Genomic DNA, 26,383 nt, shown 5'->3' with positions numbered 1-26,383 from the left:
AACGCCTGAATCGCCCGCGATAATCATCGGCAGCCGGGGCCAATTCAAGCGCAAAACCGCTGTACGGGTAAATTGAATGGCCCGAAGGTTTCATTGAATTCCAGCACAGCGGGTTGAGCGCTTTCCATGCCTGCCTGCGACCATATGACGCAACAAAGTCACTGGTCTTGCTTACTCCTGAGCAGCATTACTCCAACGCAGTAGCCGGACCGAAAAACTCGTAACGGCTTTGCTGCTCTGGCACCCCCGCTGCCTTTAATTGGCGTTTCATTGCAGCCATGAATCCTTTGGGGCCCAAAAAGTAAGCATCCACGTCGCGCTCTTCCGGCAACCACTGTTCCAACTGTCGCTGATCGAGCAACCCGACCGCATGGGCTGCCGGACTGCTGCCGTCGTCTTCGGCGTAGCAGTAAAAGTGCTTTAGCTGCGGATGACGCGCAGCCAGGTCGTTCACCCAATCGCGGAACGCATGCACCCCGCCGTTACGCGCGCAATGAATGAAGTGCACCGGGCGCGATGTCGCCAATGCCGTCTCAAGCATCGCCAGTGTCGGTGTAATACCGACTCCGCCGCTGATTAGCACCAAGGGTTTTTGACTTTGGGCCAGGGTGAACTCGCCCGATGGTGTAAACAAATTGATGCTGTCGCCGACGTGCAAGTGGTCATGCATATAGTTTGAGGCGACGCCGTTGGGTTCGCGTTTGACGCTGATGCGGTATTGCTTGCCATCGGGGACGGCCGACAGCGAATAGTTGCGGCGTTTTTCTTCGCCCTTGATAAACAGCTGCAGGCCGATGTATTGGCCTGCGGTGTAGTCCAGAACGGGGCCGCCATCGGCAGGCTTGAAATAGAACGAGGTGATCTCGGCACTTTCATCAACCCGGCGTGTAACCTTGAACGCCCGCGCCCCACGCCAACCGCCAACGGCCTCGGCTTTATCGTCGTAGATTGCGCCCTCGGCACCGATCAAGATGTCCGACAGCTGTTTATAAGCATTGCTCCAGGCTTGCAGTACCTCAGGCGTCGCTATTTCGCTGCCGAGAACTTCTTCGATGGCGCGAATCAGGCAGGTGCCGACAATGGGGTAGTGGTGCGGCAAAATCTGCAGGGCAACGTGCTTATTGATAATCTTCGCCACCAGGTCGCCCAACTGCTCCAACTGATCAATGTGCCGCGCGTACATCAGCACGCCATTGGCCAATGCCCGAGGCTGATCACCGCTGGCCTGGTGAGCCTGATTGAACAGTGGGCGCACCTCCGGGTATTCACGCAACATCATTTGATAAAAATAGGTGGTCAAGGTTTCGCCGCCGCTTTCGAGCAGGGGAACGGTGGATTTAACAATGGCACGATCGTGAGCGTTCAGCATGGGAGACTCCGCAAGGCTTTTTTAGTGGGTTGCCTATGACTTATCAGCTTTCGTGCCATAAAATTTACTGTTATAAATCAGCATGTTGATGTTCAAAGGTCAAAATGACACGCTCGGAATCGAGGTCAAAATGACCCGAAACAGTCTTTATGACTACACAAGAGACTCGCTACCGGTGATCCAACCTTATAAATGCCCTCAAGCCTGTCCCTTGCAAGTCGATAACCCGTCATCGAAAGCTGTTCGCCGCTGATGTATAGCGACGCCTTAATTCAGAAGGTTGATATGTCCTCGAATAAAGCACGCGCAGATTCACTCTCGCTGCTGCTGTTTACTTTACGCAGCGGCAAAATGATGGCGATCAACCTGCTCAAAGTGAGCGAAATCATCCCCTGCCCGGCCCTGACTCGGCTGCCTGAATCTCATCCCCACGTTAAAGGCGTCGCCATTTTGCGCGGCGCGTCGTTGTCGGTCATTGACCTCAGTCGCGCCATTGGGGAGCAACCATTGGTGGACCCTGCCGGTGGTTGCTTGATCGTCACTGACGTCAGCCGTTCCAAACAGGGGCTTCACGTGCAGGCCGTGAGCAAGATCGTGCACTGCCTGACCACCGATATCCGGCCTCCGCCCTTTGGCGCGGGCAACAAGTCGTTCATCACCGGCGTGACTCAAGTTGATGGCATGCTGGTGCAGGTGCTGGATATCGAAAAGGTCATTCACGGCATTGCACCGGCGAAAATCGTCAACGAATCGGTGCACTTGAGCGAGGCAGACGCGCTGGTATTGGCCAAGGCGAAAATTCTGGTAGTCGACGACAGCCAGGTTGCGTTGCAGCAATCACTGATTACCCTGCGCAACCTGGGGATTCATTGTCACACCGCCCGCAGCGCCAAAGAGGCTATTGATCGACTGCTTGAGCTGCAAGGCACCGCAGAGCAGATCAATGTGGTGGTATCGGACATTGAAATGTCGGAGATGGATGGCTATGCCTTTACCCGTACGTTGCGCGAAACACCGGACTTCCAAGACCTGTACGTGCTGCTGCACACTTCTCTGGACAGTAAGATGAACAGCGAAAAGGCCAGCGCGGCGGGTGCGAACGCTGTACTGACTAAATTTTCTTCACCCGAGTTGACCAAATGCTTGATTCAGGCAGCCCGCACGGTCGAGGCCCAAGGCATATAAAGGAAGGCGTTTCGCAGGGACCGCCTACAACGCTGAGCCAGGATTACCCGCAGGGTTACTGGCTGATGCGGCGCGAGCTGCGCCAGATCGACGCGCGCCTGGTTGATACTCCCCGGCCATGGCCGGGCAATAGCCGCAGAATTGCGTTCAGTCCCGACATCGCTCCGCAGTTGCACGGGTTATTGGTCACTGGTTATCAACACGGCGGCGGCAGTGTGCCGGCTTACGAAGCGTGGCGTGCATCGGCCGACACCGGTCCGGAAGCCGACCCCTCGCTGTGGATTATTACCGCTGATGACTACGGTTTAACGGGGGCCGCGCATTGCTGGACCAGCGCCTTCATCCGCGATTTGGTGGTTCATCCCCGCGCCCGACGCCAGGGTTTGGCGCTTGCCCTCCTTAGTCATGCTTTTTATCAGTTTCAGCTACGCGGCGAGGCCAATGTGGACCTCAACGTACTGGAGGATAATCATGCGGCTCGGTCGCTGTATGAAACATCCGGAATGAGATATGTCCTACGCACCACGGCTGATTGAAGAACCACCAGCGAGCCTGTCTGCCATAATCCGCTGCTTGAAGGGTTATGACTTACAAGGAAACCTATATGAAAGCTTCGCTGTTATTGCTCACGGGCCTTATGGTTGCCACCGGCCAAGCGTACGCATCCAGTGACCAGGCATGGCGTGACCTGGACAAAGCGATTATCGACAGCTGCGTAAAAGCCAGCCACCTCAAGGACGCCAAACCGGCCGGCAGCGCAGCGCTGTTCGATGACAGCGTCGGCTATAACGCGCTCCTGCTCAAAGGCCGCTACCCGCAAGCACAGATGAAAAACAAGATCGGCACCGAACTGTGCCTGTATCAGCGCCAAAGCCAGACAGCCGTAGTGACTGAATGGGACTCGATGAGCACTTTGCCGAAGAAGTGAATCCGTCTGTAAATCCCTCTACAGGCGAAGCCTCTGTAGAGTGCTTGTCGCAATGGCGTACAACTTGCTACAAAACTCGCTTCGGTGATGACGATGTAGGTAAATCTGTCGTCCTCCATGCGTGCGGTATTTGGCTTTCAACTCAATGAATACTCAGTTTTCCTGCGTAGGGTGCGGCAAATGCTGCACTGATCACCACGTTCCCCTGACATTGTCCGAAGCCAAACAGTGGGCGGCCGACGGCGGTAACGTCATCGTTTTGGCCGAGGCTTTTCTCGAAGACGGGTATGGCGTACCGGCGTTGCAACACACCCACGCCCAACGTCGATCGTGCTTGGTACCCAGCGGCAACACCAATGCGTATGTGGCCATCACCTTCGCTGCCTTTAACGTAGGACCTTGTCGGAATCTTGACGCAGAAAACTTGTGCCGCATTTACGAGCGCCGTCCTCTGGTTTGCCGGATCTACCCAATGGAAATCAACCCGCATATTCCGTTGCGCCCGGAAGCCAAGGACTGCCCGCCTCACGCGTGGGAACAGGGACCGGATTTCATTGTTGGCGGCAAGGTGATGGACACCCTACTGATGACCTTGATCGAAGCGTCGCGCCAGGCCGATCGCGATGAGGCTGGCGCAAAGGACGCTATTTGCAACTTGCTAGGCATCCGTACCGCCGCGTTAAAAGGCGACGGTTTTACCGCTTACTTGCCGGACATGGCTGCGTTCGCCATTGCCGTGGAAGAAATCAGCAATACCGCTACCCTGCCGCCGCTGTCGATTGAATCAGGTTGGACGTTTCACGTGTCAGGTCCGGACATTGCCGATACTCTTCGCTCGGCCGGTGCTCAAGTGGCAATCAACGACCCGCTGAACTACACATTCATCTCACTAAAACAGGCGTAAACACCCGCTGATGAAAACTGTGGCGATTGTGGTTTTTCCCGGCGTCCAGTCATTGGATATCGCCGGGCCACTGGATGTGTTCGCCGAAGCCAACCGCTTCGTCTCGGCCGACAGCGGCTATCGCATCATCACGATCGGCACCGCGCCCTACCCCATCATGGCCTCCAACGGCATGCCGTTGGGTGCTGAGTTATCCATCGAAGACGCGCCCCATGAATTCGATGTGGTGCTAGTACCAGGTGGCCCGCTGCTGCCGGAAACCATGGCGCTGCCGGTCATCACGACGTGGTTGCGCAAAGCCGCGCCGCTGGCCGGACGTTACGGTTCGATTTGCACGGGCGCTTTCATTTTGGGCCATGCTGGACTGCTCGACGGTAAACAGGCGGCGACTCACTGGAGCCACGCCCATCAACTGGCCGAGCAATTCCCCTTGGCTTACGTCGAGCCTGACCGAATTTATGTGCGTGACGGTGCGCTCGTGACTTGCGCAGGCGTGACCGCCGGAATCGACATGGCCTTGGCGTTGGTGGCAGAAGATCACGGGGCGAGCGTTGCACTGGCGGTGGCCAAACGGTTATTGGTAGTGGTGCAGCGCCAAGGTGGGCAATCGCAATTCAGCCCGTACCTGATCGCGCCCGAGGACGACAGCTCACCCGTGGCGAAAATTCAGCGCTACGTGATGGAGCACATCGCCGAGCCTTTTTCCGTGGAACGGCTGGCCGAAGTGGTCGCCATGAGCCCGCGTAGTTTCGCGCGGGTTTTCGTCAGAGACGCCAAGGTGACGCCGGCAGAGTTCGTGCAACGAGCGCGGATCGACGCCGCGCGGCATTTACTCGAAGGCAGCCAACTGGCGATCAAGGCCGTGGCCTATCGCTGCGGCTTCGGCAGTGCCGGCCGCATGCGCCTGATTTTCAGCCAGCGACTGGGCGTGACGCCGACTCAATACCGCGAACGCTTTCAGCAGACTGCGTAAGCGCTGAAGCCCAGCGAAATCAGCGTTTGCCCATGGACTTGCGGGTGCCGTGGGGTGCCGCGCCAGGGATCTTGTTGTGGCTGGATTTGCCCGATTTTTTGTAATACGGTTCTTCCAGGCTTTTCACCGGGGTGAAGTCAGCGGGTTTAAATGAAAACTTGAAGTCCGGGATGCTTGCAGTCTTTTTATCTGCGGCATTCTCAGCGCCCTGCTCGGCGATGGCTTCCGGAGCTGGCGTGTGTTCGGGGGTAGTCATGGAAGCTCCAAAAAGTCGTCGGGCAACAATGGGCACTTGCCCAAGGCCGCGCAGCATACCTGAATCCCCGACGACCTGCCGCCACCGGCAGCAACCTCCTATCGTAATTCGCTCCCCTGCGAGAGATTGCGCCCTGCGTTCGATGCCGCACTATTGCGCAGCAAGCTCGGTCACTGTAGGCGCTGCCGAAGGCTGCGATAAGGTCGCAACGACCTTCACCGTAATAACGAAAGGGACCGGCTCCCGGTCGAATCGCAGCCTTCGGCAGCGCCTACAAACATGCATTCCAGTCAGTAAATGATCCGTTGTTCTCTCTATTGATAAAACAAATCAACCACAACCTCAGCCTCGAACGCACCGGCGTTGGGGTTGGGGGTCTGCCAAACCAGTTCGGCGTCGAAATCGGCCCTGGCGGACGATGTGTTTCCCAGCAAATCCGCCAAATGGAAAGGTTGGTTATACGGCAGTGTTGCGCCGTTGCTGGCGCTCACGAGGCGAATGCCGACGCCGTCGTTGGCGACAGGTACCAGGAAATCCCCCGCGACACTGCCCGATACCGGTTTGAATTGCGCGCTGAGGCTAAAGGGCGTGTCACAGGTGCGGTTGGTCACCAACGAAAACGGGCGCCGGTCGATGACCCGGCCTACCGCCACATCCTGAATGCCAATGGAACCAAAATCGATGGTTTCCGGGATCACCTGTAATTCGGCATCACAGGCGATAAACCGCAGCCCGCTGAGGTTGTTGATGACGTAGCTGAGGGTGTAACCGGGCAGCGGATTGATCCCTGCCGCGCTGTCCAACTGCAACAACCGGTAGTTCAGCAAATCACTGGCCACCCCTGAAGGGGGCGTCGGTCCGAACTTTTCGATAAACACCGATAACGCCAGGCTAAACGTAATATGCGGGCACGCGCCAATGTTGGCATCTCCTTCATTGCACACGGGAAGACTCTGCCCGGTGCTGAACCGGCCGCTACTTTGCACATAGTCGACGCCATCAAGGGTCAGACCGGCACGAATTCCCTGGCCGATCTGCAAGTTGTCCGGGTTCAGGTAAACGAATATTTCTTCCTGCTGCGCTTGCAGGCCATCCTTGTAGCATTCGACCTGGACGTTGAAACGCTCTGAACGCCAAATGACAGTGCCTTGGGGAGCCGTTGCAGGTATCGCGACGGTGCTGCCCAAATCAGCCTGGATCACTGACGACCCGGTGCCCTGCTCCGTGCAAACCAGCGCGAAACACGTCGCGGGGCTCAACAGCAGCGCCAGCAACACAGGTCGAATCCAGCGGGTATCGGTCATGGTTGAGTATCCTTGAAAGGGACGGCATCCGGCAGCGAACGGGCAGTGAATGCCGCCAGCTGATCAACGTCGGCAACGTAGCCACGCTGGCCGCCGTAATCGTTGAGCGCCTTAAAGGAAAGGCGCTGCCATTTGCCTTTGCCAAACTTGACGGGCGTGAGCGGCAAGCTGCGGGTGACTCCGGGCGGCAATAGCTGGTAATGGCTGACAGCATAATTCTCCCCATCACTCTCCAACTGGAGGTTTTGCAGCGTAGCGTGATAGGCCGTGGGATTACTGACCTGCAGCGCGATGACGCCCTGTTCATCAAGGGTAAGACGCCACACCAAGGCTGCAGCGGTGCGGGCTGGCTCGCCGGGTAATCCGGGAGGTCGATAGAACACGTTGATGCGTTGGCGAATGGCAATGCTCAACTGATTTTCACCCTCCACACGGGGCGGGACCTCCATCACATACAGGTGCATTAATGACTCTTGGTCCAGAGGCATACCGATGCCTTCGTACAGGATGCGCAACGCCTGCCTGCCGTGGGCCTGCAAGTGCCACAGATGCGGGGTCACCACAAAAGGCAGATCGCTGGACGATCCGCCATCAATGTCCCGCGCATCACTAAGCCACGCCTGTAGCAACACTTCATGGCCGCTTCGATTGGTCGCCTCGATGCTGGCCTCACGAAAACTGCCGTCGAAAATCAACCGTGTTCCGCTGAGCGAGACAGCCGCTTGCGCGCCAACGCTGCCCAACGCCAACAGACCAACCAACAATTCTTTGAATCCGTTCATTGGCAGAGGCCCTTCAAACGTTCGTAAGCACGTGCCGGATCTTTGGCCGGCAAGCGATAGGTCACCTGGCAGCTCTGATCGGACCATTTGATCCGCAGCACGCCGCTGTCCTGGTTGGTCAACACCAATGCACGACTGGTAGGGTCGACCACGGCCATGGACTTGCCGTGTTCGTCTTCGACGCTGGCGCCCAAGGGGACTTTGCTGCCGTCTGCACGGGACAAATCAAACTGTACCCGGCGCCCGACTGAGGCATTGAAATGCACAACACTGACCGCGCCGCGCCTTGGCACCAGTTGCACAATGGCGTCCTCAACCTCAATGTCGGCGCCCAACTGACGGGTATCCAGGGCCACCCAGTTAGTGCGGTACGGCTGGGTATACGGAAGCAACGCGTATCCGTTGGCTGAGGTCTCGACATTGTTGTAATTGGTCAGCTTCGCGCCACTGATGTGTGGCACTTCGACCAAAGCGAAGGTTTCACCCAAGGGTTGCCCGAAGTTGATGCCGCCACTGTGTCCAACCAAAGAACCCGCAGCCCCGAGACTCATGGCATCGTAATCACGGCCTTGGCTATAACCCGCTTCAAAGCGGCCGTAGGGCAGCGTGGTATTGACTTTGCCCGAGCCAAACGACCCGGCGCTGCTGTCGTGCCCTGCCTGCACGGAATAGAAGGCGTTGCGGTTATCCAGCACTTGACCGTTGAGCCCTGCCTGGGTGTTGTAGTCGCCGCCGCTGTCACGCACCAGATTGAATGAAGCTCGGGACGACGCAGAACTTGCGCCTAAAGGCACCGTGAGGCCAAGGGAGACGCGGTGGTCAGTGGCTGCAAGTCCATCCGCGTTCATCTGCTGATTGCGTTCGATCGACACGCTGTAGCTGACAGATTTCCACGCGCCGTTGTATGACAAAAACAGCTGGCGGGTTTTACCCGGCACGTTCCAGTAGCGCTGATCGCTGGCGGTCAGGCTCAACGATCCCGATTGTGTGGGCAGCGACTGGCTAATGTTCAACTCCAGGCGATCCTTGGCTCGGCCAATAGCCGTCTGGCCGACCCGCTCGACCCGCTCGTCAACATGTTCTTCAAGGGTGCGAAACAGCTCCGTGGAATAACGATAACCTGCGACCGCAAAGGTCGTGCGGGTCATGTCCAACGTGTTGGCATAACGCAAGCGCAGGCTCTGCCCTTGGCGAGACCGCTCGCGCAACTGACTGACGGATTGCGTGAGGTCGGCGGAAAATGCACCCAATGCAGAATTGATACCCGCACCGAGATTGCCTGCCTGGTAATCCGCCGCCCATTGCAGTCCACCAAACCCGGTCAGGCGCTCAGACACACCGTAAACCAGTGTCCCGCTGGAGAAAGCCGGTGTCGCCTGGTCATCGCTGTTGCTGTCGTATTGCCCCACCGCCAGGCTGTAACGCAACGCCCCTTGGGGAACCATGATGGGTAACGCGGCAAACGTCTGGGTAAATGAACGTGTGCGTCCGTTGGCCTCGACAACCGTCACTGACAAGTCGCCATTGGAGCCGCTGGGGTAAATGTCGCTGATCTCGAACGGCCCGGGGGAGACACTGCCGCTGTACAGCAGATAACCGTTTTGACGGACTTCCACCGTGGCGTTGGTCTCGGCGATACCGCGAATGGTCGGCGCATACACCCGCTCACTGTCCGGCAACATGCTGTCGTCCGAATCAATGGCGGCCCCTCTGAATCGAACGCTGTCGAAGACCAGCGAATTCGAATACACCTCACCGAGAGTCAGTTGGCTCCTGAGCGCCGTCAGGTCGCGCTGGGCATAGGTACGATTGCTGGCAAACCGATAAGGCTGACTACCGCCATAGGTCAGCGATGATTCGTTGCGCAGGCGCCAGGCGCCCAGATTCAAACCATTGCGCAAGCCCAGATAATACTGCTCGGTGTGCTCTCGCTGATTGCGCCGCCGGACCGCACTGAAGGTGTAATTGACGAAGGCGGCGGTCTCGCCCTGGTCCCATAATTCGGGCGCTACGTAGCCTCGGGCACTGCGGGCCATGACCGCCTGCGGCACGCTGATGGACAAGCGCAAGCTGTTGGGCTGATATTCGACCCGGGCAAACTCGACGTGTGCCGGCAGGTCAAAACACGCCATGGCGGGACCATCGTCAGTCGCTTGGTGCAAACGCGCGGTATCCAAACCAAGTCCCTGGAGCAGGTCCAGCGTAAGGCAGGGTTCAACTCGTCTGGATATCGGACTTTGAGCAAACTGGATATCACGGCGCCCGGCCAACGTGCGGTTCAGGTACACGTCGACGCTGTAAGTGCCCGGCAGAACGCTATTCCCACGTAAGAACTGTTCCAGGTCAATAGGCGCATTGGTGCCTTGAATAAAAGCCGTATTGAACTTCACTGGCGCCTCGACGGGCTGGTCGGCACGGGCGACCACCGGCCAGACCAAAGCCACCCCAATGCCAACCCTGAACACGCTGCGCTTGATGAATGCACGCTCGGCACAATGCCTCTGACATAACCATTTGCTGCTAAGCCTGTACCGTTCCATGTGCTGTTATCACTCAATCCTTGGGGTACTTCGCGCCGCAGGGTTGTTTCATGCAGGCGCAAACCGGCCGAGGGTGCGCACCTGTCGCAGCTCGGATTGTTCGATAGGTAGATGGTTGGTTTATCGGGTACTGGTCAGGGCCGGTGGGTTTTGCTGACGACAGTCGCAGTGGCCGCTTCGCGTCCGTTCAACGTGGCGTGATAAGCCACCTGACCACCAAAGTCGTTGATGCTGGTGAAGCGCAAGGTGATGGGCCGATCGCCTGCCGGGCGGTTCAACCTCAATTCCAGTGATTGTTTTGGAGCCAGCATGTGGCTGGTTGTTTTCATCAACGAATGAGTACCGTCATGGGCTTCGACCCTGACCATGGACACATGGTATGAACTCGGATTGGTCACCCGCAGTATGTCGTTTTGCAATTGCCACTGAAGCGCTTCCGGGGCCTTTTCCGGCGCATCGTCGAGACCCACCGGGCGAAATAACACTTTGATGCGCTGGCGAATAGCGATCTGCAAAGCGTTTTCGGCAGCGGCCTGGGGAATCTCTTGCACGTTGAGCCAAAATACCGACTCTCGGTCTTGGGCCATGTCGGTGCCGGCGTACATGATCCGCAACAATTGTTTGCTACCGGCTGGCATGCGCGCCAAGGCTGGCGTGATGATAAATGGCAAATCGGTGGCCTCCTCCGCAGTGGCTTCGAGCCAGGACTGCAAGAGAATTTCGCCACCGTTGTTTTGCACACCGAAGCTGACTTCCTTGTCCTGGGCGGGATAGATGATGCGCGTCGTATTAAGCACGATGCCCGCTTGGGAATTGGCAGCCATGGCCATCGCCAGCAACAGGCAAACGTATCGAATAGGGGTGTAGATCATAATGACAATCGCCTGGAACCCAAGTGCGACGGGGCGAGCAAAGCTCACCCCGTCATGCTGTTACTCGTAGTCCAATACGAATGGCATGAAGCCGTCGGCGTTACCTGGGTTAGTCGGCGTGCCGTTAAGCACATACACCGCGCCGAAGTTCAGCTCTGCAGTGGCACCGTCGGCGCCATCCTTCACCAGCGGCTGATCGATGGTTTCGGTACCGCTCAAATCCATGATCTGGTTTTGGGCGTTCAACAAGCCAATACCCACACCGTCCGCTGCACCGGTTGTGCGCAATAGTTTCGAATCGTTGTTATCCAGGCCGCTGCCCGAGCGGGCAACGAAGCGCATTTTTACAGTGTCGTACTGCTCGACGCCCGCGCTGCAATTGACCAGCAGTTGTACAGGGGTCGCGGTTTCCAATTTGGTATCGCTTGCAACGCCGATATCAGAAAATGAAACGTTACCCAGGTCTACGTTGATATCGCCGTTAGGTCCCGCGCCCACCCCGGCACCCGGCCCCACGTCGCAAGAAATATTGGTCAACGTGCCGTTGAATACCACCTTGCCGTTATTGGCAGCGTTGGCCGTGCTGGTTGCACCCAGACCGATAGCGCTCAGAACCGCCAATGCGAGAGAAAGTTTTTTCATACAGATACATTCCTTGTGTTCGTTTGTGTTTACCCATCACTGGATGAGCAGAACTATAACGAGACGATCCATTGCTTGATGTCAGGATAACCTTGTTATTGATAGGGATTTGGCAACAAGGAAAGCAGTCTTGATCTGTAGGAAAATTCTAATAAATGTTTATACGCCCATAAACCGGGGCTTACAGGGTAAACAGCCAAGGTGAAACATCGCCCAAAGCTCGGATTTATTACATTGCAATGTGTCGGTCGCAACAAACCGCAACTTATTTTTCAATGGGGTGCTGCTCATTGATACGTCAATGTCACTACCCCGACCACCGGTTTATCGTCGCCGGCAACTGCTTCGAAATGGCTCCTGAAAACCACGACGTCACCCTTGCAGGCGTAGCTATTGATGTCCAAAGCAAGGGTAATACGGGGGGAAACCTGAATCATGCGTGGATTTTGAAAACTGCCAGCTTCGCTCGAAACACGTACATCACACGAGCCGTTACTGATCTTCCCCTTGAGTTTGAGCGTGCCACCGCTGGCTAGAATCTCAGCGCTGAATGTAAGAATCGCTACGGATAAAAGAATAAAGCCGACTGTTTTAATGGTCATCGGAATACTCCGCTTAGGCTTTTTGAATAGCGCTTAGAAGGTGGAGAGAAAGGTCTTATGTAGGAACCTTCCTATACTTCCTTTCACCAACCTTTCAACACGTGTTCAATCATTGCGATCACAAACGTACCGGCCCTTCTATCTTTGTATCGGCAAAAAAGTTCGATGCTTAAACCGAGACAGGCCACTTCCAGCCTCTGGCTGACAATTCTGACAGTTAGCCGTCAGTTTGCTGACCCGGTCGGCAGGCTATAAGGAACAAGCTGATTTATCGGGATGATCGCAACACCGGTTTTGGGTGCCTGCGACCGCCCTCCTTCCTGACCTGCCCCGGCGACATTCCAGCATGCGTAAACCAACCAGAACCGCCCTCGCCGCCCTTGTCGTTATTGCGCTCGTCGTAATCGTTGGCTGGTTCCTCACCCGCCCTGCAGTGGCCAAGGTGTCAGCGCCCACAGCGATTCCGGTTCGGGTGGTCAGCGTGGTCAAAGAAGACGTGCCGCGTTATGTCAGCGGGATCGGTTCAGTGCTGTCCCTGCACAGCGTGATCGTGCGCCCACAGGTGGATGGAATCCTGACCAAATTGCTGGTCAAGGAAGGCCAACAAGTCAAAACCGGCGACCTGTTGGCAACCATTGACGACCGTTCAATTCGTGCGACGCTGGCTCAGGCCCAAGCGCAATTGGCGCAAAGTCAGGCGCAACTCGACGTGGCGCAACTTGACCTGAAACGCTACCGCTTGCTGACCACCGATAACAGTATTTCCAAGCAGACGTTTGATCAGGCACAAGCGCTGGTGCATCAGCTCTCGGCAACGGCGCAGGGTAATCTGGCGTCCATCAATGCTTCTCAAGTTCAGCTTTCCTACACGCAAATCCGTTCGCCGGTGACCGGCCGCGTCGGTATCCGCAATGTAGATGAAGGTAACTTCCTGCGGGTAAGCGACACCGACGGTTTGTTTTCCGTCACCCAGATCGACCCTGTTTCTGTTGAGTTCTCTTTGCCGCAACAAATGCTGCCAACCTTGCAGCAGCTGGTCCACGGCAGCACCCCAGCGGTGGTAAACGCCTACATCGGCGACGGAGAAAACGGCACGCTGCTCGGCCAAGGGACATTGACCTTGATCGACAACCAGGTGGCCGCCAATACCGGCACCATTCGCGCCAAAGCCGAATTCAAAAACCCTGACGAGAAGCTGTGGCCCGGCCAATTGGTCACTATTCGGATTCAGACCGCCGTTGACCGTGACGCCCTGAAAGTGCCGCCGCAGGTGGTCCAGCGCGGCATCGACAACCATTTCGCTTACCGCGTGAAGGACGGCAAAGTTGAGGTGATACCGGTTGAAGTGTTGTATCAGGACAGCAACCTGACGTTGATCAAGGGACCGCAAGCGGGCGATGTGCTGGTCAGCGATGGTCAATCGCGGCTTAAGCCTGGCGCCCGGGTTGACGTCCAGGGCAATCAACCGGCTGATCAGGACCCTGCGCTGGAGACCGCACGATGAAAGGCATGGGCTCCCCTTCCGCGTGGTGTGTCGATCATCCGGTCGCGACCCTGCTGTTGACGTTTGCCATGGTGCTGCTGGGTTTGATGGCGTTTCCGCGCCTGCCTGTAGCGCCGCTGCCTGAAGCTGAGTTTCCGACGATTCAGGTCACTGCATCGCTGCCCGGCGCCAGCCCGGAAACCATGGCGTCTTCAGTTGCGACGCCACTGGAAGTTCAGTTCAGTGCCGTGCCCGGCATCACCCAGATGATTTCCAGCAGTGCATTGGGCTCGACCAACCTGACCCTGCAATTCACCCTGAACAAAAGCATCGATACGGCGGCCCAGGAAGTGCAGGCGGCGATCAACACGGCAGCAGGCCGACTGCCCGCCGACCTGCCGAGCCTGCCCACATGGCGCAAGGTCAATCCCGCCGACAGCCCGGTACTGATCCTTAGCGTCAGTTCCAACCTGATGCCCGCCAGCCAGCTCAGTGACGTCACCGAAACCTTGCTCGCGCGACAACTAAGCCAGATTGATGGTGTAGGCCTGGTCAATATCACTGGTCAGCAACGTCCGGCGATTCGGGTTCAAGCGGCACCGGAAAAACTCGCCGCCCTGGGGTTGACCCTGGCCGATATCCGCGGATCGCTACAACAGACCAGCTTGAACCTGGCCAAAGGCGCGCTCTACGGCAAAGACAATGTGTCGACCCTCTCTTCCAACGATCAACTGTTCCAGGCTCAGGATTACGATCAACTGATCGTGTCCTATAAAAACGGCGCGCCGGTGCACTTGAAAGACGTCGCAAGGGTGATCAACGGCTCGGAAAACGCCTACGTCCGAGCCTGGACCGGCGATCAACAAGGCGTGACCGTCGTGGTGTTCCGTCAGCCAGGCGCGAACATTGTCGACACTGTGGACCGCATCCAGCGCGAATTACCGCGCTTGCAAGAAATGCTGCCGGCGTCGGTGGACGTTTCAGTTCTGATCGACCGGACCAAAACCATTCGCGCTTCCCTGCATGAAGTCGAAATCACCCTGTTGATCGCGGTGCTGCTGGTGGTCGCGGTCATGGCCCTGTTCCTGCGTCAGCTGTCGGCCACGCTGATTGTCAGCGCGGTGTTGGGCGTCTCGCTGATCGCCAGTTTTGCCATGATGTACGTCGCCGGTTTCAGTCTGAACAACCTGACATTAGTGGCGATTGTGGTGGCCGTGGGGTTTGTGGTCGACGATGCCATTGTGGTGGTGGAGAACATCCACCGACACCTTGAGGCGGGCGACGGCATGCGCGAAGCGGCGATCAAAGGCTCCGGTGAAATTGGTTTCACCGTGGTGTCGATCAGTTTCTCCCTAGTCGCAGCCTTTATCCCGCTGCTGTTCATGGGCGGTGTGGTGGGGCGATTGTTCAAAGAGTTCGCCCTGACGGCCACCGCGACTATCCTGATATCAGTGGTGGTTTCACTGACGTTGGCGCCTACCCTCGCGGCACTGTTCATGCGCGCGCCCAAACACGACCCCCATGCCAACCCCGGTTTCAGCGAACGCTTAGTGGCGCAGTACGAGCGCGGCCTGCGCAAAGCGCTGGCCCACCAACGGGTGATGCTGAGTATTTTTGGCTTGACCCTGGTGCTGGCGGGACTCGGTTATGTGTTCATCCCCAAAGGCTTCTTTCCGGTGCAAGACACTGCGTTTGTGTTGGGAACCAGTGAGGCTGCGGCTGATATTTCCTACCGGGACATGGTCGAAAAGCATATCGCGCTGGCAAAAATCGTCGGCGAAGATCCGGCGGTCCGTGCCTATTCGCATTCGGTTGGCGTGACCGGTAGCAACCAGACCATCGCCAACGGGCGCTTCTTTATCTCATTGAAAGACCGCAGCGACCGCGACGTCTCAGTCAGCGAGTTTATCGACCGTCTCCGACCGAAATTGGCCAAGGTGCCGGGCATCGTCTTGTACTTGCGTGCCGGGCAAGACATCAACCTCAGCTCCGGACCCAGCCGCGCGCAATACCAGTACGTGCTTAAGAGTAACGACGGCCAGTTACTCAATAACTGGACCCAACGCCTGACTGAAAAGCTGCGGGAGAATCCGGCGTTCCGCGACCTCTCCAACGATTTGCAACTGGGCGGCAGCATCACCCACATCAGCATTGATCGCAGCGCTGCCGCCCGGTTTGGCCTGACCACCAGCGATGTCGACCAAGCGCTGTACGATGCCTTTGGTCAACGGCAAATCAACGAATTTCAAACCGACATTAACCAATACAAAGTAATTCTTGAGCTGGATGCACAGCAACGCGGTAAGGCCGAGAGTTTGAATTATTTCTACCTGCGCTCACCACTCAGTAACGAAATGGTGCCGTTGTCGGCCTTGGCAAAAGTCGATGCGCCCACCGTTGGACCGCTGTCCATCAGCCATGACGGGATGTTCCCGGCGGCGAACTTGTCCTTCAACCTCGGGCCGGGCGTAGCGCTGGGCGATGCGGTGATCATGCTCAATCAGGCCAAGGCCGACATCGGCATGCCGGATGCAATCATCGGTAACTTTCAGGGCGCGGCGCAGGCGTTTCAAAGTTCGTTGGCCAACCAACCGTGGCTGGTGCTTGCCGCGCTAGTAGCGGTGTACATCATTTTGGGTGTGCTGTACGAGAGCTTCGTGCATCCGCTGACGATTATTTCCACGCTTCCGTCGGCGGGTATCGGCGCGCTGCTGTTGCTATGGTTGATGGGGCAGGATTTCTCGATCATGGCATTGATCGGCATCGTGCTTTTGATCGGTATCGTCAAGAAAAACGGTATCCTCCTGGTGGACTTTGCCCTGGATGCACAACGCAACCGAGGGCTGAGTCCAGAAGACGCCATCTTCGAAGCGTGCCTGACGCGCTTTCGCCCGATCATCATGACCACCTTGGCAGCCTTGCTTGGCGCCTTGCCGCTGATGCTCGGCTACGGTGTTGGTGCGGAGTTGCGCCAACCCCTGGGGATTGCGGTGGTCGGCGGCCTGCTGGTCAGCCAGGCACTGACGCTGTTTACCACACCCGTGATTTACCTGCAGTTGGAACGGCTGTTTCATCGGCGCAAGCCAAAACCGGCAGCACAACCTGCGCCGGTTCTGGCCATAGACAAGTGAGTGTCGCCCATGCGCGTGCTGATTATTGAAGATGAAGAAAAGACCGCCGATTACCTGCATCGGGGCCTGACCGAACAAGGCTACACCGTGGACCTGGCGCGTGATGGCATTGAAGGTCTGCATTTGGGCCTGGAAAGTGACTACGCGGTGATCATCCTCGACGTCATGCTTCCCGGCCTGGACGGCTACGGCGTGCTGCGTGCATTGCGTGCCCGCAAGCAAACGCCGGTGATCATGCTTACCGCGAGGGAAAACGTCGATGACCGCATTCGCGGCTTGCGCGAAGGGGCCGATGATTATCTGGGCAAGCCGTTTTCCTTCCTTGAGCTGGTGGCACGCCTGCAAGCGTTGACCCGGCGCAGCGGTGGCCATGAGCCGGTGCAGATCAGCATCGCCGACCTGTGGGTCGACCTGATCAGCCGTAAGGCCAGTCGCGGCGGAATGCGCCTGGATTTGACCGCCAAAGAGTTTTCCCTGCTCAGCGTACTGGCTCGGCGCCAAGGAGAGATTCTGTCCAAGACTTCGATTGCCGAGATGGTTTGGGACATCAATTTCGATAGCGATGCGAACGTTGTCGAAGTCGCGATCAAACGCCTGCGCGCCAAGCTCGATGGGCCTTTTGAGCAAAAGCTACTGCACACCATTCGCGGCATGGGGTATGTGCTGGAGAGCCGCAGTGCCAACTAATTCAATCGCCCTGCGCCTGAGCGGCATGTTTGCCCTGGTCGCCCTGCTGGTGTTTTTGCTGATCGGTTGGGCTTTGTATTGGCAGGTCAGCAAAGGCTTGGGTCAACTGCCCGCCGCCGAGGTGGATGCGCGCTACAGCGTGTTGCAATCGACCCTGAATCGCTACGGCACGCAGGAGCACTGGGCGAAAATCACCGCCAAACTCAAGCTCCTCAGCGAAGACGACAAGCGCATTCGGTTTTGGGTGGTCAGTGATAGCCCAAGTTATGAATTCGGTAATCCACCTGCTGTGATTCGCGAGTTTGCCAACGGTCCGCTGGGCATGCGCGACATGAACCTGGCCGATAATAAATACCCTTTCAAAGTGCTGGTCAGCCAGTTACCGGCGAAGGATGAACGCCCACCGCTGCGCTTTTTGATCGGCATCGATACTGAAACCTTTCGGCATACCCAACATTCGTTGATGATTGCGCTGATCAGCCTCGCCGCCATAGGTATAGCGCTGGCCTCGGTACTCGGTTATTGGGTGGCGAGAATCGGTTTGAAACCACTGGTGAGCCTATCGCTGGAAGCGCAAAAGCTCGCACCGCCGCGATTGTCCGGGCGCTTGCAGTTGTCGCCCTTGCCGCCAGAACTGGATCAGTTCGTGACTTCGTTCAACGCTACCCTGGACCGGGTGGAGCACGCTTATTCCAGGCTTGAATCGTTTAACGCCGACGTCGCCCATGAACTTCGATCACCGCTGACTAACTTGATTGGCCAGACCCAAGTTGCGTTGACGCGGGGCCGCTCGGCCGAGCACTACTTTGAAGTGCTGCAATCAAACCTTGAGGAGTTGGAGCGGTTACGTTTGATCGTCAACGACATGCTGTTTCTGGCCAGTGCCGACCAAGGCAGCAAGGCCACCGAACTGACGTCGACATCCATGGCTGAAGAAGTGGCTACGACGTTGGATTATCTGGACTTCATCCTTGAAGACGCCCAGGTACGGGTCGAGGTGGACGGCGATGCCAGTGTACGTATTGAAAAAGCTCACCTGCGCCGGGCACTGATTAACTTGCTGCACAACGCCGTGCAACACACGGCGGCTGGCGAAGTGATTCGGGTCGACATTCATACCGAAGATGACCACGTCAGCATTGGCGTGGCCAACCCCGGTGCCGAAATCCCTGACGAACATTTGCCGATGCTGTTCGAGCGCTTCTATCGCGTCGATGCCTCACGCAGCAACAGCGGCGCCAACCATGGCCTGGGATTGGCCATCGTCAAAGCCATTGCCCTGATGCACGGCGGCACCGTGTTTGTACGCAGCGAGCACGGTATGAACACCTTTGGCATCAACCTGCCGTTTTGAACCCAAAGCGCTGCGACATTCTGTAGCCAACGTTTTGGCGAGGGCGCAAACGTGGTATTTCCGTTAAACCGCATCGCCCGATTGATCGCCGACACGTTGGCTCCTACAGAGGGTTTCGGATGCCCAGTGGGACCGAAGTCAATCGGGAAATCCGCAATCGCACACCAGATCAAGACACGTCCGACTTGCAATAATTGTCAAAAAGCACTTTGATTCAACCCCGCGAAATGTCAGCTTTATCGAACCGGCTTATTTGTTTTTCAAAAGACGTTAGTTAGCTCTATTAATCGGTTTTAAATCAATCACTTAGAAAATTATTGCTGTTAAGTCAATCAGACCTTATCCATGAACTCAGTTTTTCCGATCGACGAAATATCAGGTAAACGGTCGAGGCCGGAAATTATTTTAATTTTCGGGAGCGCATTAGCGGTTATCGCTATTGTGTCGATTGTTACCTCACTATTGATCCGCGAACGCGCCAGCGCCAGGGATTTTGCTGCCCGTTCAGCGACCAATATCGTTCAGTTGATCGATGCTGACGTACAACGCAACACCGAGCTCTACGACACTTCCTTGCAAGGCATGATCACCTCTTGGCAACGGCCCGAGGTGCGTAACCTTACCCCACAGATGCGACAACTGGTGCTGTTCGACCGCTCGACTGCCGCGCCTTATAAGGGCGAATTACTTCTGATCGACAAAAACGGTGACATCCTGGCCGACTCGTTGTCCGTCATACCCAGGACGGTCAACCTCTCCGATCGCGCGCACTTTCGCGCCCATCGGGATAACCCTGACCTGGACTTATTGATCAGCGACCCCTTTAAATTGCACACCGGCTATCGAGACTGGTGCATCAGCTTCAGCCGCCGGATGTCTGCCCCCAATGGCGAATTCATGGGCATTGCATCCGGCGCGATGCGCCTGATCTATTTCAAAGAACTGTTTAAAAGCTTGAATATTGGCCGGGACAGCAACGTCAATCTAATCAGCACCCACGGTTTTCTTCTTGCGCGGCAACCTGACACCGAACTCAAGGACTTGATAGGCGAGGACTTCAGCCAGAAGCCCAATTTCAAGCGCTTCCTTCAGGAAGGCAACGGCACGTTTATCAGTATTTCCTCACTCGACAACAAAGAGCGGATGTACACCTTCTCCACGGTCGGGAATCTGCCGTTGATTGTGGTGGTTGGCCAGTCCCTGGAAGAGGTGTATGCAATTTGGCTGCGCAACACGTGGTTGGTCGTCAGCGCCACTGGAGTCCTCTGTTTGGGCATCCTCTGGCTGACATTCCTGCTGTGCCGGGAATTAAGCCTGCGTCGCAAAGCGGAATATGAGTTGGCCGAATTGGCCGCCACAGACAGCCTGACCGGACTTGCTAATCGTCGTCGCCTCGACCAGGTGTTGAAAGCGGAATGGGCACGGGGGCTGAGATCGGGCAAACCGATGTCCTTGTTGATGATTGATGTCGACCATTTCAAATTATTCAATGACCGCCATGGCCACCATGGAGGCGACGAAGCGTTACGTAACGTGGCAACGGCTATTCAACAACGCATTCGGCGTCCGGGCGACCTTGCCGCTCGTTACGGTGGCGAAGAGTTTTCCGTGGTGCTGGCTGAAACACCCCTCAACGGCGCGATTGTTATTGCCGAAGCCATAAGAGCGGGCATTGAGGCGCTACCGCGCTTTGCCAGCGATGACCTGCCCATAACCGTCAGCATCGGCATTGCATCCCAGCTAAGCCAACCGAGCGCTACCCTCAGCGGGCTGATTGGTGCGGCCGACAAGGCGCTGTACCAAGCCAAACGCAAGGGGCGGAACCGGGTTGAATGTAGCGTATCGGCGACGTTCTCTGCGCTGCCCGTGCCTGGCGAGGCGACGTGAAAAAGCCAAAAAAAACGCCAGACTGGCTGGCGCTTTCTATCGTTACCGAGCGAATCAGCTAGCAGCACGAGCCTGATTACGCATTTCTTTCACTTGGTCGTGATTGCGTTGCGTACCGGCCAATTGCTCCTGGATCAAGGCAACAACGTTGGACGGCAGATTTTTCTCCGTCGCTTTTTCCAGTGCTTCTTTGTAAGCCTTCAATGCATGGTCTTCACCGCGCTCAACTTCGTTGAGAATGGCTTCATCGCTCTTACCGGTAACAGCCGACTTCAGGTCGACCCAGGCGCGGTGCATTGAAGCACCTACGCTGGAAGAATCTTCTGGATCACCACCCAGTGCCCGGACTTCCGCTTGAAGCTTGCGAACAGCCGCGCCACACTCTTGCGAACGGGTGATAAAAAAGCCCTTAACAGTGGGGTTCTTGATGTCTTCAGCACTGGTGTGAAAACCTTTTTCACCGTCTTTGCTGGTTTGAATCAAGTCGTTAAGTAACGAGATGGCTTCTTTATTGATATCAGTCATTTCCAATTCCTCTTTGGTGGATGATGACTAGAAGAGAGCAGCGACCGTGCCAGCTTTAAGCTAAAAAAAACCTGTTTTATTTCAGCGGCTTATGATTTATATAAATATGATATTCGTTCGTTCTGCAAGAACTGTCATTTAGCCTGCATGCAGAATGCACGTATTGATAAAGCGTTATTGGCGCCTGGCAGAAGGCGCATCCCTTGAGTGGCGTACACATGAACCCTGAAAAACTTGAGCTATTGGTGACCCGGGAAATGCCCTACGGTAAATACAAGGGCCGATTGATAGCCGACCTGCCGGGGCAATATCTGAATTGGTTTGCCCGGGAGGGTTTCCCCAGTGGCGAGCTAGGTGCGCTATTGGCCCTGATGCACGAGATTGACCACAACGGCCTGGGCGCACTGCTGGATCCGTTGCGTAAGACTAAACGCCCGTTCCGTACCTGAGCGGCGCTGGTCACGCGGCTTTTTGCGCCGCGCAAAAAAACACGGGGCACCCGACCAAGGCGCCCCGTGAAAAGCCATGCAACAACCTCACAACAACCCATCACAACAACCCATCACAACAACTGCAACAACCCTTTCTCAGTCGAACAACGCCAATGCTTCAGCGCTGGCTTCTTGAATACGTGCCCAATCACCGTTTTTGATCCAGGCGTTATCGAGCATCCATGAACCGCCCACACACATCACATTCGGCAGCGCCATGTAACTTTGCAGGTTCGCCGGACTGACCCCGCCAGTAGGGCAAAAACGTACATCGACAAACGGGCCGCCGAGCGCCTTGATCGCTGCGACGCCGCCGCTGATCTCTGCCGGGAACAGTTTGAAGCGGCGGTAGCCCAAGGCGTAACCCACCATGATTTCCGAAGCACTGCTGATGCCCGGCAACAACGGCAGTTCACTTTCAGTGCCTGCCAACAGCAGGTCGTGGGTGCAACCAGGGGTGACAATAAATTGCGCGCCGGCAGCTTCCGCATCGGCGAGCATTTTGCGGTCCAGAATAGTACCAGCACCGACGCACAGTTCCGGCCGTTGCTCACGCAATATGCGGATCGCGGTCAGGCCGAACGCTGAGCGCAAGGTCACTTCCAGGGTGGTCAAACCACCTGCGGCCAAGGCATCGGCCAACGGCAGGATGTCTTGTTCGCGGGCAATGGTAATTACCGGCAAAATCTTCGCTTTAGCGCAGAGTTCGTCGATTTGCACAATTTTGTTCGCCATGCTGTTCAGCGGCAAGTTGCTTTCAATTGTCTTCATGGCGGCTGATCCTTTGCTCATGGGCACCAGTAAATCTCTAACGAGGAATTGAGGAAGGCACGGATTGGCATTTTGGCGAGTTCATCGCCAGCTACCGCCGCGCGCAACGTGTCGAGTTTGGCCTGCCCGGAAATGGACAGGATTGGCAGACGGGCCGACGCCAATAACTGACGTGTCAGGGTCAAGCGTTGATGCGGGACCGTCGGCGCCATCATCGGCAAGCAACGGCGCTGACTGTCAAGGTTCAACGCTTCGCTCAGGTTAGGGCTGTCAGGGAACAGCGAGGCGGTATGACCGTCATCGCCCATGCCCAATACCAGGACATCTATCGCTGGCAATTCGGCCAACGCCTGATCAGCAACCTTCGCCGCTTCTTCAAGATTTGCCGCAGCGCTGTACAGGCCCACAAACCTCGCTTTCGCGGCCGGGCCTTGCAGCAAATACCGCTTCAACAAGCCGGCGTTGCTGTCCGGGTGTTCCACCGGCACCCAGCGTTCGTCCGCCAGGCTGATCACTACCTTTGACCAGTCCAGGGTGCGCGCCGCCAGGTTCTGGAAGAATGCCACCGGGCTCTTTCCACCTGACACCACCAAGGTCGCTACGCCGTTGGCAGCAATCCCATTGACTAGCTGCTCTGCCACTGCGCTGGCCAGTTCATTGGCCAGTTGCGTTGGATTATCGAACTCCCGGGCCACAAGGCCCGCTGGCAGTCCTAATTCATATATCGCCATACCATGACCTCCCATCGCGAGTAATCAAGGCAATGGAGCTCATCGGCCCCCACGATCCGGCCGCGTAAGGCTTGGGCGCGTCGCCCGCCTTTTTCCAGCCAGCGATCAGTTGGTCGCACCATTGCCATGCGGACTCAATTTCATCTTTACGGACAAACAGGTTCTGATTGCCGCGCATTATTTCCAGCAACAATCGCTCGTAGGCATCGGGGGTCCGTGCGCTGCGATAGGTGTCGGAGAAATCCAGTTTCAAAGGACCGCTGCGCAACTGCATGCCCTTGTCCAACCCCTGATCCTTGGTCATTACCTGCAAGGAAATGCCTTCATCAGGTTGCAAGCGAATGATCAATTTGTTGCTGATCTGCATGCGTTGTTCAGGGGCAAAGATATAGTGCGGCGGTTCTTTGAAATGGATCACGATCTGCGACAACTTTTGCGGCATTCGTTTACCGGTTCGCAGGTAGAACGGCACGCCAGCCCAGCGCCAGTTGCGAATATCAGCGCGCAGGGCAACAAAGGTTTCCGTGTCGCTCTGGGTATTGGAGTTTTCTTCTTCGAGATAACCCGGGACCGCCTTACCCTCGCTGTAACCGGCAATGTACTGACCGCGCACCACCTGGGTGGCGAGGCGCTCAGGGGTAAATGGCACCAGCGCTTTGAGTACCTTGACCTTCTCGTCACGAATGCTGTCGGCAGACAGGTCGCTCGGCGGGTCCATGGCAATCAAGCAAAGCAATTGCAGTAAATGGTTCTGGATCATGTCCCGCAGTTGCCCGGCCTGATCGAAATAGCCCCAACGGCCTTCAATCCCGACTTGCTCCGCCACGGTGATTTCCACGTGGGAAATATGATTCTGGTTCCACTGGGTTTCGAACAAGCTGTTGGCGAAACGCAAAGCGATCAAGTTCTGAACAGTTTCTTTGCCCAGGTAGTGGTCGATCCGGTAAACACGGTTTTCCGGGAAAAACTGCGCGACCGCATCGTTGACCGTCCGCGAGGATGCCAAGTCGTGGCCAATGGGTTTTTCCAACACCGCACGGGTACGTTCGGTCAGGTTCACCGAGTGCAGATTTTCGCAAATGGCGCCATACACCGAGGCAGGTGTGGCGAAGTACGCGATCATCGTCTCGGCGTCGCCTACTCGCTCAGCCAGTGCGACATAATCGTCAGCCTTAAGAAAGTCGACGTGTAAATAGCTCAAACGCGCCTGGAAACGGGTGACCACGGTTTCGTTCAGTTCAGCAGCGGGCACGAAGCGGCGCAGGTGACTGTCGATGTTCGCCAAATGCTGCTGTTCGTCGCCAGGCTCACGGGCAAGCGCCAAAATGCGCGTGTCGGCATGCAGCAGTCCAGCTTGATCGAGTTGATACAGCGCAGGAAACAGCTTGCGTAATGCCAGGTCGCCCAAGGCGCCAAACAAGGCAAAAGTGCAAGGTTCAACCGTTATCAGGGGCATAATGTTTGTTCTTTTATCAAGTTAGGCTACAAATACCTTTTTTAAAGGCACTATTCAAGACCAAATGTAGTAATAACCACAACATATCGCCTAAAACCAGATTCCTATGGTGATCGGCGAGGCCCATCAGTACGATAGGCCACCTTTGCCCGTACTTGGAAGACTCTCGATGACAGGCTGTTCTTCGCCGGACCAACAAGGACACTAAATGGACCGCACGCGCAATCTCCTGGAGCACATTCAGGGCCGACTGGAAGACCTGAACAAGGCCGAACGCAAGGTCGCCGAGGTGATCTTGCTCAATCCGCAACAAGCGACGCGTTTAAGCATCGCTGCCCTGGCCCAGGCCGCGAAAGTCAGCGAACCCACAGTTAACCGGTTTTGCCGGTCCTTTGGTGTCAGCGGCTATCCCGAATTGAAACTGCAAATGGCGCAAAGCCTGGCCAGCGGTGCTGCCTATGTGAGCCGTGCAGTAGAAGCCGACGATGTCCCCGAGGCTTACACGCGGAAGATCTTCGGCAGCGCCATCGCTTCATTGGACAGCGCCCTGCAGCAACTGGACCCGAACCTGATCAGCAAAGCCGTGGACCTGTTGATTCAGGCGCGGCAGATTCACTTCTTCGGCCTCGGTGCCTCAGCCCCGGTGGCGATGGACGCCCAGCATAAATTCTTTCGTTTCAACCTGGCCGTCACCGCCCACGCCGATGTACTGATGCAACGTATGATCGCCTCCGTGGCGCACACCGGTGAATTGTTCGTGATCATCTCCTACACCGGTCGCACCCGTGAACTGGTAGAAGTGGCCCGTATCGCCCGGGAAAACGGTGCATCCGTGCTGGGACTGACGGCTGAAGGCTCCCCGCTGGCCAAGGCCAGTACCTTGAGCCTTAACATCCCGCTACCCGAAGACACCGACATCTATATGCCCATGACCTCGCGGATCATCCAACTTACCGTGCTTGATGTCTTGGCGACCGGCATGACCTTGCGCCGCGGCGTCGACTTTCAGCCGCACCTGCGCAAAATCAAAGAAAGCCTGAATGCCAGCCGTTATCCGATTGATGATGAATTGAGCTGAGGTTCGTACCTAACCGCGCATAATTCATTGACTTAAAGATAACTCGTAGGACCTGCCGAAGGCCGCGATTCGACCGGGAGCCGGTCGCCCTCATGACACTGCTGACAAACCGGTCGCCCGCGACCCGGCCTATCGCAGCCTTCGGCAACTCCTACAGATTTGTGTTTGCTCTGCCAGCGCGGCGTCGAAGACGGGGCGCAATCTGCTACAGAAATCCTGCCATCTGCCTTCAATGCAGCAAGTACGCCTGCAACGTCAGGTGCGCTTCTTCCCCCGGCGCCAGGCTCAGGCTGTTTGAACCACCTGACGCGGCTTCGACGCAGACAAACCCCAGCGCTTCGTTACCACCCACGCCCATCAACGGACGGCTGCCAGGGTGCCAGACCACGGTGTTGGTGCTGTCGCTGGTGTCGATGCATAAGCTGCGTTGCC

24 protein-coding genes and 1 pseudogene are annotated in these 26,383 nt (G+C 56.6%); 12 read left to right on the top strand and 13 right to left on the bottom strand.

Annotated elements, in window-relative coordinates; all coding sequences use genetic code 11:
• Positions 1–187: 187 nt before the first annotated feature.
• Positions 188–1,369, bottom strand: coding sequence for an NO-inducible flavohemoprotein (hmpA, locus tag JWR17_RS08605; protein WP_299830276.1), 1,182 nt, complete (start codon positions 1,367–1,369; stop codon positions 188–190).
• A 285-nt stretch (positions 1,370–1,654) separates the two neighbouring features.
• On the opposite strand from hmpA, the gene JWR17_RS08600 reads away from it, so the two are divergent.
• From JWR17_RS08600 to JWR17_RS08580, 5 genes are all read left to right on the top strand, one after another.
• The gene (locus JWR17_RS08600) at positions 1,655–2,554 is read left to right on the top strand and encodes a chemotaxis protein (RefSeq protein ID WP_299830275.1); all 900 of its coding nucleotides are present in this window, start codon (positions 1,655–1,657) and stop codon (positions 2,552–2,554) included.
• On the top strand, positions 2,509–3,090 hold the full coding sequence (locus JWR17_RS08595; RefSeq protein WP_299830273.1) for a GNAT family N-acetyltransferase: 582 nt from the start codon (positions 2,509–2,511) through the stop codon (positions 3,088–3,090). The genes JWR17_RS08600 and JWR17_RS08595 overlap by 46 nt, the downstream gene beginning before the upstream one ends.
• Before the next feature lie 68 nt (positions 3,091–3,158).
• Entirely contained in the window at positions 3,159–3,482 is a 324-nt protein-coding gene (locus JWR17_RS08590; RefSeq protein WP_299830271.1) for a hypothetical protein, read from the top strand.
• Between the two features lie 145 nt (positions 3,483–3,627).
• Positions 3,628–4,386 (top strand): YkgJ family cysteine cluster protein, encoded by a 759-nt coding sequence (locus JWR17_RS08585; RefSeq protein WP_299830269.1) that lies wholly within the window; start codon positions 3,628–3,630, stop codon positions 4,384–4,386.
• A 10-nt stretch (positions 4,387–4,396) separates the two neighbouring features.
• A complete protein-coding gene (locus JWR17_RS08580; protein ID WP_299830267.1) occupies positions 4,397–5,359 on the top strand; it encodes a GlxA family transcriptional regulator in 963 nt (320 codons plus the stop codon).
• Positions 5,360–5,378: 19 nt separating this feature from the next.
• On the opposite strand, the gene JWR17_RS08575 is transcribed toward JWR17_RS08580, so the two are convergent.
• From JWR17_RS08575 to JWR17_RS08545, 7 genes are all read right to left on the bottom strand, one after another.
• Positions 5,379–5,615, bottom strand: coding sequence for a hypothetical protein (locus tag JWR17_RS08575; protein WP_299830265.1), 237 nt, complete (start codon positions 5,613–5,615; stop codon positions 5,379–5,381).
• Between the two features lie 314 nt (positions 5,616–5,929).
• The gene (locus JWR17_RS08570; RefSeq protein ID WP_299830263.1) at positions 5,930–6,919 is read right to left on the bottom strand and encodes a fimbrial protein; all 990 of its coding nucleotides are present in this window, start codon (positions 6,917–6,919) and stop codon (positions 5,930–5,932) included.
• Positions 6,916–7,701: a molecular chaperone gene (locus JWR17_RS08565; RefSeq protein WP_299830262.1), complete on the bottom strand. Its 786-nt coding sequence runs from the start codon at positions 7,699–7,701 to the stop codon at positions 6,916–6,918. The genes JWR17_RS08570 and JWR17_RS08565 overlap by 4 nt, the downstream gene beginning before the upstream one ends.
• Positions 7,698–10,145, bottom strand: coding sequence for a fimbria/pilus outer membrane usher protein (locus JWR17_RS08560; protein ID WP_299830260.1), 2,448 nt, complete (start codon positions 10,143–10,145; stop codon positions 7,698–7,700). The genes JWR17_RS08565 and JWR17_RS08560 overlap by 4 nt, the downstream gene beginning before the upstream one ends.
• A 230-nt stretch (positions 10,146–10,375) precedes the next feature.
• Complete coding sequence (locus tag JWR17_RS08555; RefSeq protein ID WP_299830258.1) at positions 10,376–11,113, bottom strand: molecular chaperone; 738 nt, start codon at positions 11,111–11,113, stop codon at positions 10,376–10,378.
• Positions 11,114–11,173: 60 nt separating this feature from the next.
• Positions 11,174–11,755 carry a fimbrial protein gene (locus JWR17_RS08550; protein ID WP_299830257.1) on the bottom strand — a complete coding sequence of 194 codons (582 nt, stop codon included), beginning with the start codon at positions 11,753–11,755 and terminating at the stop codon, positions 11,174–11,176.
• A 287-nt stretch (positions 11,756–12,042) separates the two neighbouring features.
• Positions 12,043–12,357 carry a hypothetical protein gene (locus JWR17_RS08545; RefSeq protein WP_299830255.1) on the bottom strand — a complete coding sequence of 105 codons (315 nt, stop codon included), beginning with the start codon at positions 12,355–12,357 and terminating at the stop codon, positions 12,043–12,045.
• A gap of 346 nt (positions 12,358–12,703) precedes the next feature.
• Here JWR17_RS08545 and JWR17_RS08540 point away from each other — a divergent pair, with 346 nt between their 5' ends.
• From JWR17_RS08540 to JWR17_RS08520, 5 genes are all read left to right on the top strand, one after another.
• Positions 12,704–13,861: an efflux RND transporter periplasmic adaptor subunit gene (locus JWR17_RS08540; RefSeq protein WP_299830253.1), complete on the top strand. Its 1,158-nt coding sequence runs from the start codon at positions 12,704–12,706 to the stop codon at positions 13,859–13,861.
• Complete coding sequence (locus JWR17_RS08535) at positions 13,858–16,971, top strand: multidrug efflux RND transporter permease subunit (protein ID WP_299830251.1); 3,114 nt, start codon at positions 13,858–13,860, stop codon at positions 16,969–16,971. Before JWR17_RS08540 ends, JWR17_RS08535 begins: the two co-directional genes overlap by 4 nt.
• Positions 16,972–16,980: 9 nt before the next feature.
• Entirely contained in the window at positions 16,981–17,658 is a 678-nt protein-coding gene (locus JWR17_RS08530; protein ID WP_299830249.1) for a heavy metal response regulator transcription factor, read from the top strand.
• The gene (locus JWR17_RS08525) at positions 17,648–19,012 is read left to right on the top strand and encodes a heavy metal sensor histidine kinase (protein ID WP_299830247.1); all 1,365 of its coding nucleotides are present in this window, start codon (positions 17,648–17,650) and stop codon (positions 19,010–19,012) included. The genes JWR17_RS08530 and JWR17_RS08525 overlap by 11 nt, the downstream gene beginning before the upstream one ends.
• A gap of 345 nt (positions 19,013–19,357) precedes the next feature.
• Positions 19,358–20,899, top strand: coding sequence for a sensor domain-containing diguanylate cyclase (locus JWR17_RS08520; protein ID WP_299830246.1), 1,542 nt, complete (start codon positions 19,358–19,360; stop codon positions 20,897–20,899).
• Between the two features lie 54 nt (positions 20,900–20,953).
• On the opposite strand, the gene JWR17_RS08515 is transcribed toward JWR17_RS08520, so the two are convergent.
• Complete coding sequence (locus JWR17_RS08515; RefSeq protein WP_299830244.1) at positions 20,954–21,424, bottom strand: PA2169 family four-helix-bundle protein; 471 nt, start codon at positions 21,422–21,424, stop codon at positions 20,954–20,956.
• A 218-nt stretch (positions 21,425–21,642) separates the two neighbouring features.
• On the opposite strand from JWR17_RS08515, the gene JWR17_RS08510 reads away from it, so the two are divergent.
• Complete coding sequence (locus JWR17_RS08510; protein ID WP_299830243.1) at positions 21,643–21,873, top strand: DUF3820 family protein; 231 nt, start codon at positions 21,643–21,645, stop codon at positions 21,871–21,873.
• Between the two features lie 138 nt (positions 21,874–22,011).
• Here JWR17_RS08510 and JWR17_RS08505 read toward each other — a convergent pair whose 3' ends face one another.
• Genes JWR17_RS08505 through zwf form a run of 3 tightly spaced genes read right to left on the bottom strand, consistent with a single transcriptional unit; the run spans position 22,012 to position 24,873 of the window.
• Positions 22,012–22,686, bottom strand: coding sequence for a bifunctional 4-hydroxy-2-oxoglutarate aldolase/2-dehydro-3-deoxy-phosphogluconate aldolase (locus JWR17_RS08505; protein ID WP_299830241.1), 675 nt, complete (start codon positions 22,684–22,686; stop codon positions 22,012–22,014).
• 17 nt (positions 22,687–22,703) lie between these two features.
• Entirely contained in the window at positions 22,704–23,417 is a 714-nt protein-coding gene (pgl, locus tag JWR17_RS08500) for a 6-phosphogluconolactonase (protein WP_299830239.1), read from the bottom strand.
• Positions 23,404–24,873 (bottom strand): glucose-6-phosphate dehydrogenase, encoded by a 1,470-nt coding sequence (gene zwf / locus JWR17_RS08495; protein WP_299830237.1) that lies wholly within the window; start codon positions 24,871–24,873, stop codon positions 23,404–23,406. Before zwf ends, pgl begins: the two co-directional genes overlap by 14 nt.
• Before the next feature lie 208 nt (positions 24,874–25,081).
• On the opposite strand from zwf, the gene JWR17_RS08490 reads away from it, so the two are divergent.
• Entirely contained in the window at positions 25,082–25,951 is an 870-nt protein-coding gene (locus JWR17_RS08490; RefSeq protein ID WP_299830235.1) for a MurR/RpiR family transcriptional regulator, read from the top strand.
• A 229-nt stretch (positions 25,952–26,180) separates the two neighbouring features.
• Here JWR17_RS08490 and JWR17_RS08485 read toward each other — a convergent pair.
• A pseudogene (locus JWR17_RS08485) lies at positions 26,181–26,383 on the bottom strand (D-hexose-6-phosphate mutarotase); the annotation flags it as partial.

The sequence above is a fragment of the Pseudomonas sp. genome, from assembly GCF_028293835.1.
Lineage (GTDB): Bacteria > Pseudomonadota > Gammaproteobacteria > Pseudomonadales > Pseudomonadaceae > Aquipseudomonas.
Note: the sequence above shows the minus strand (reverse complement) of the source record. Positions and strands in the feature narration are given on the sequence as shown.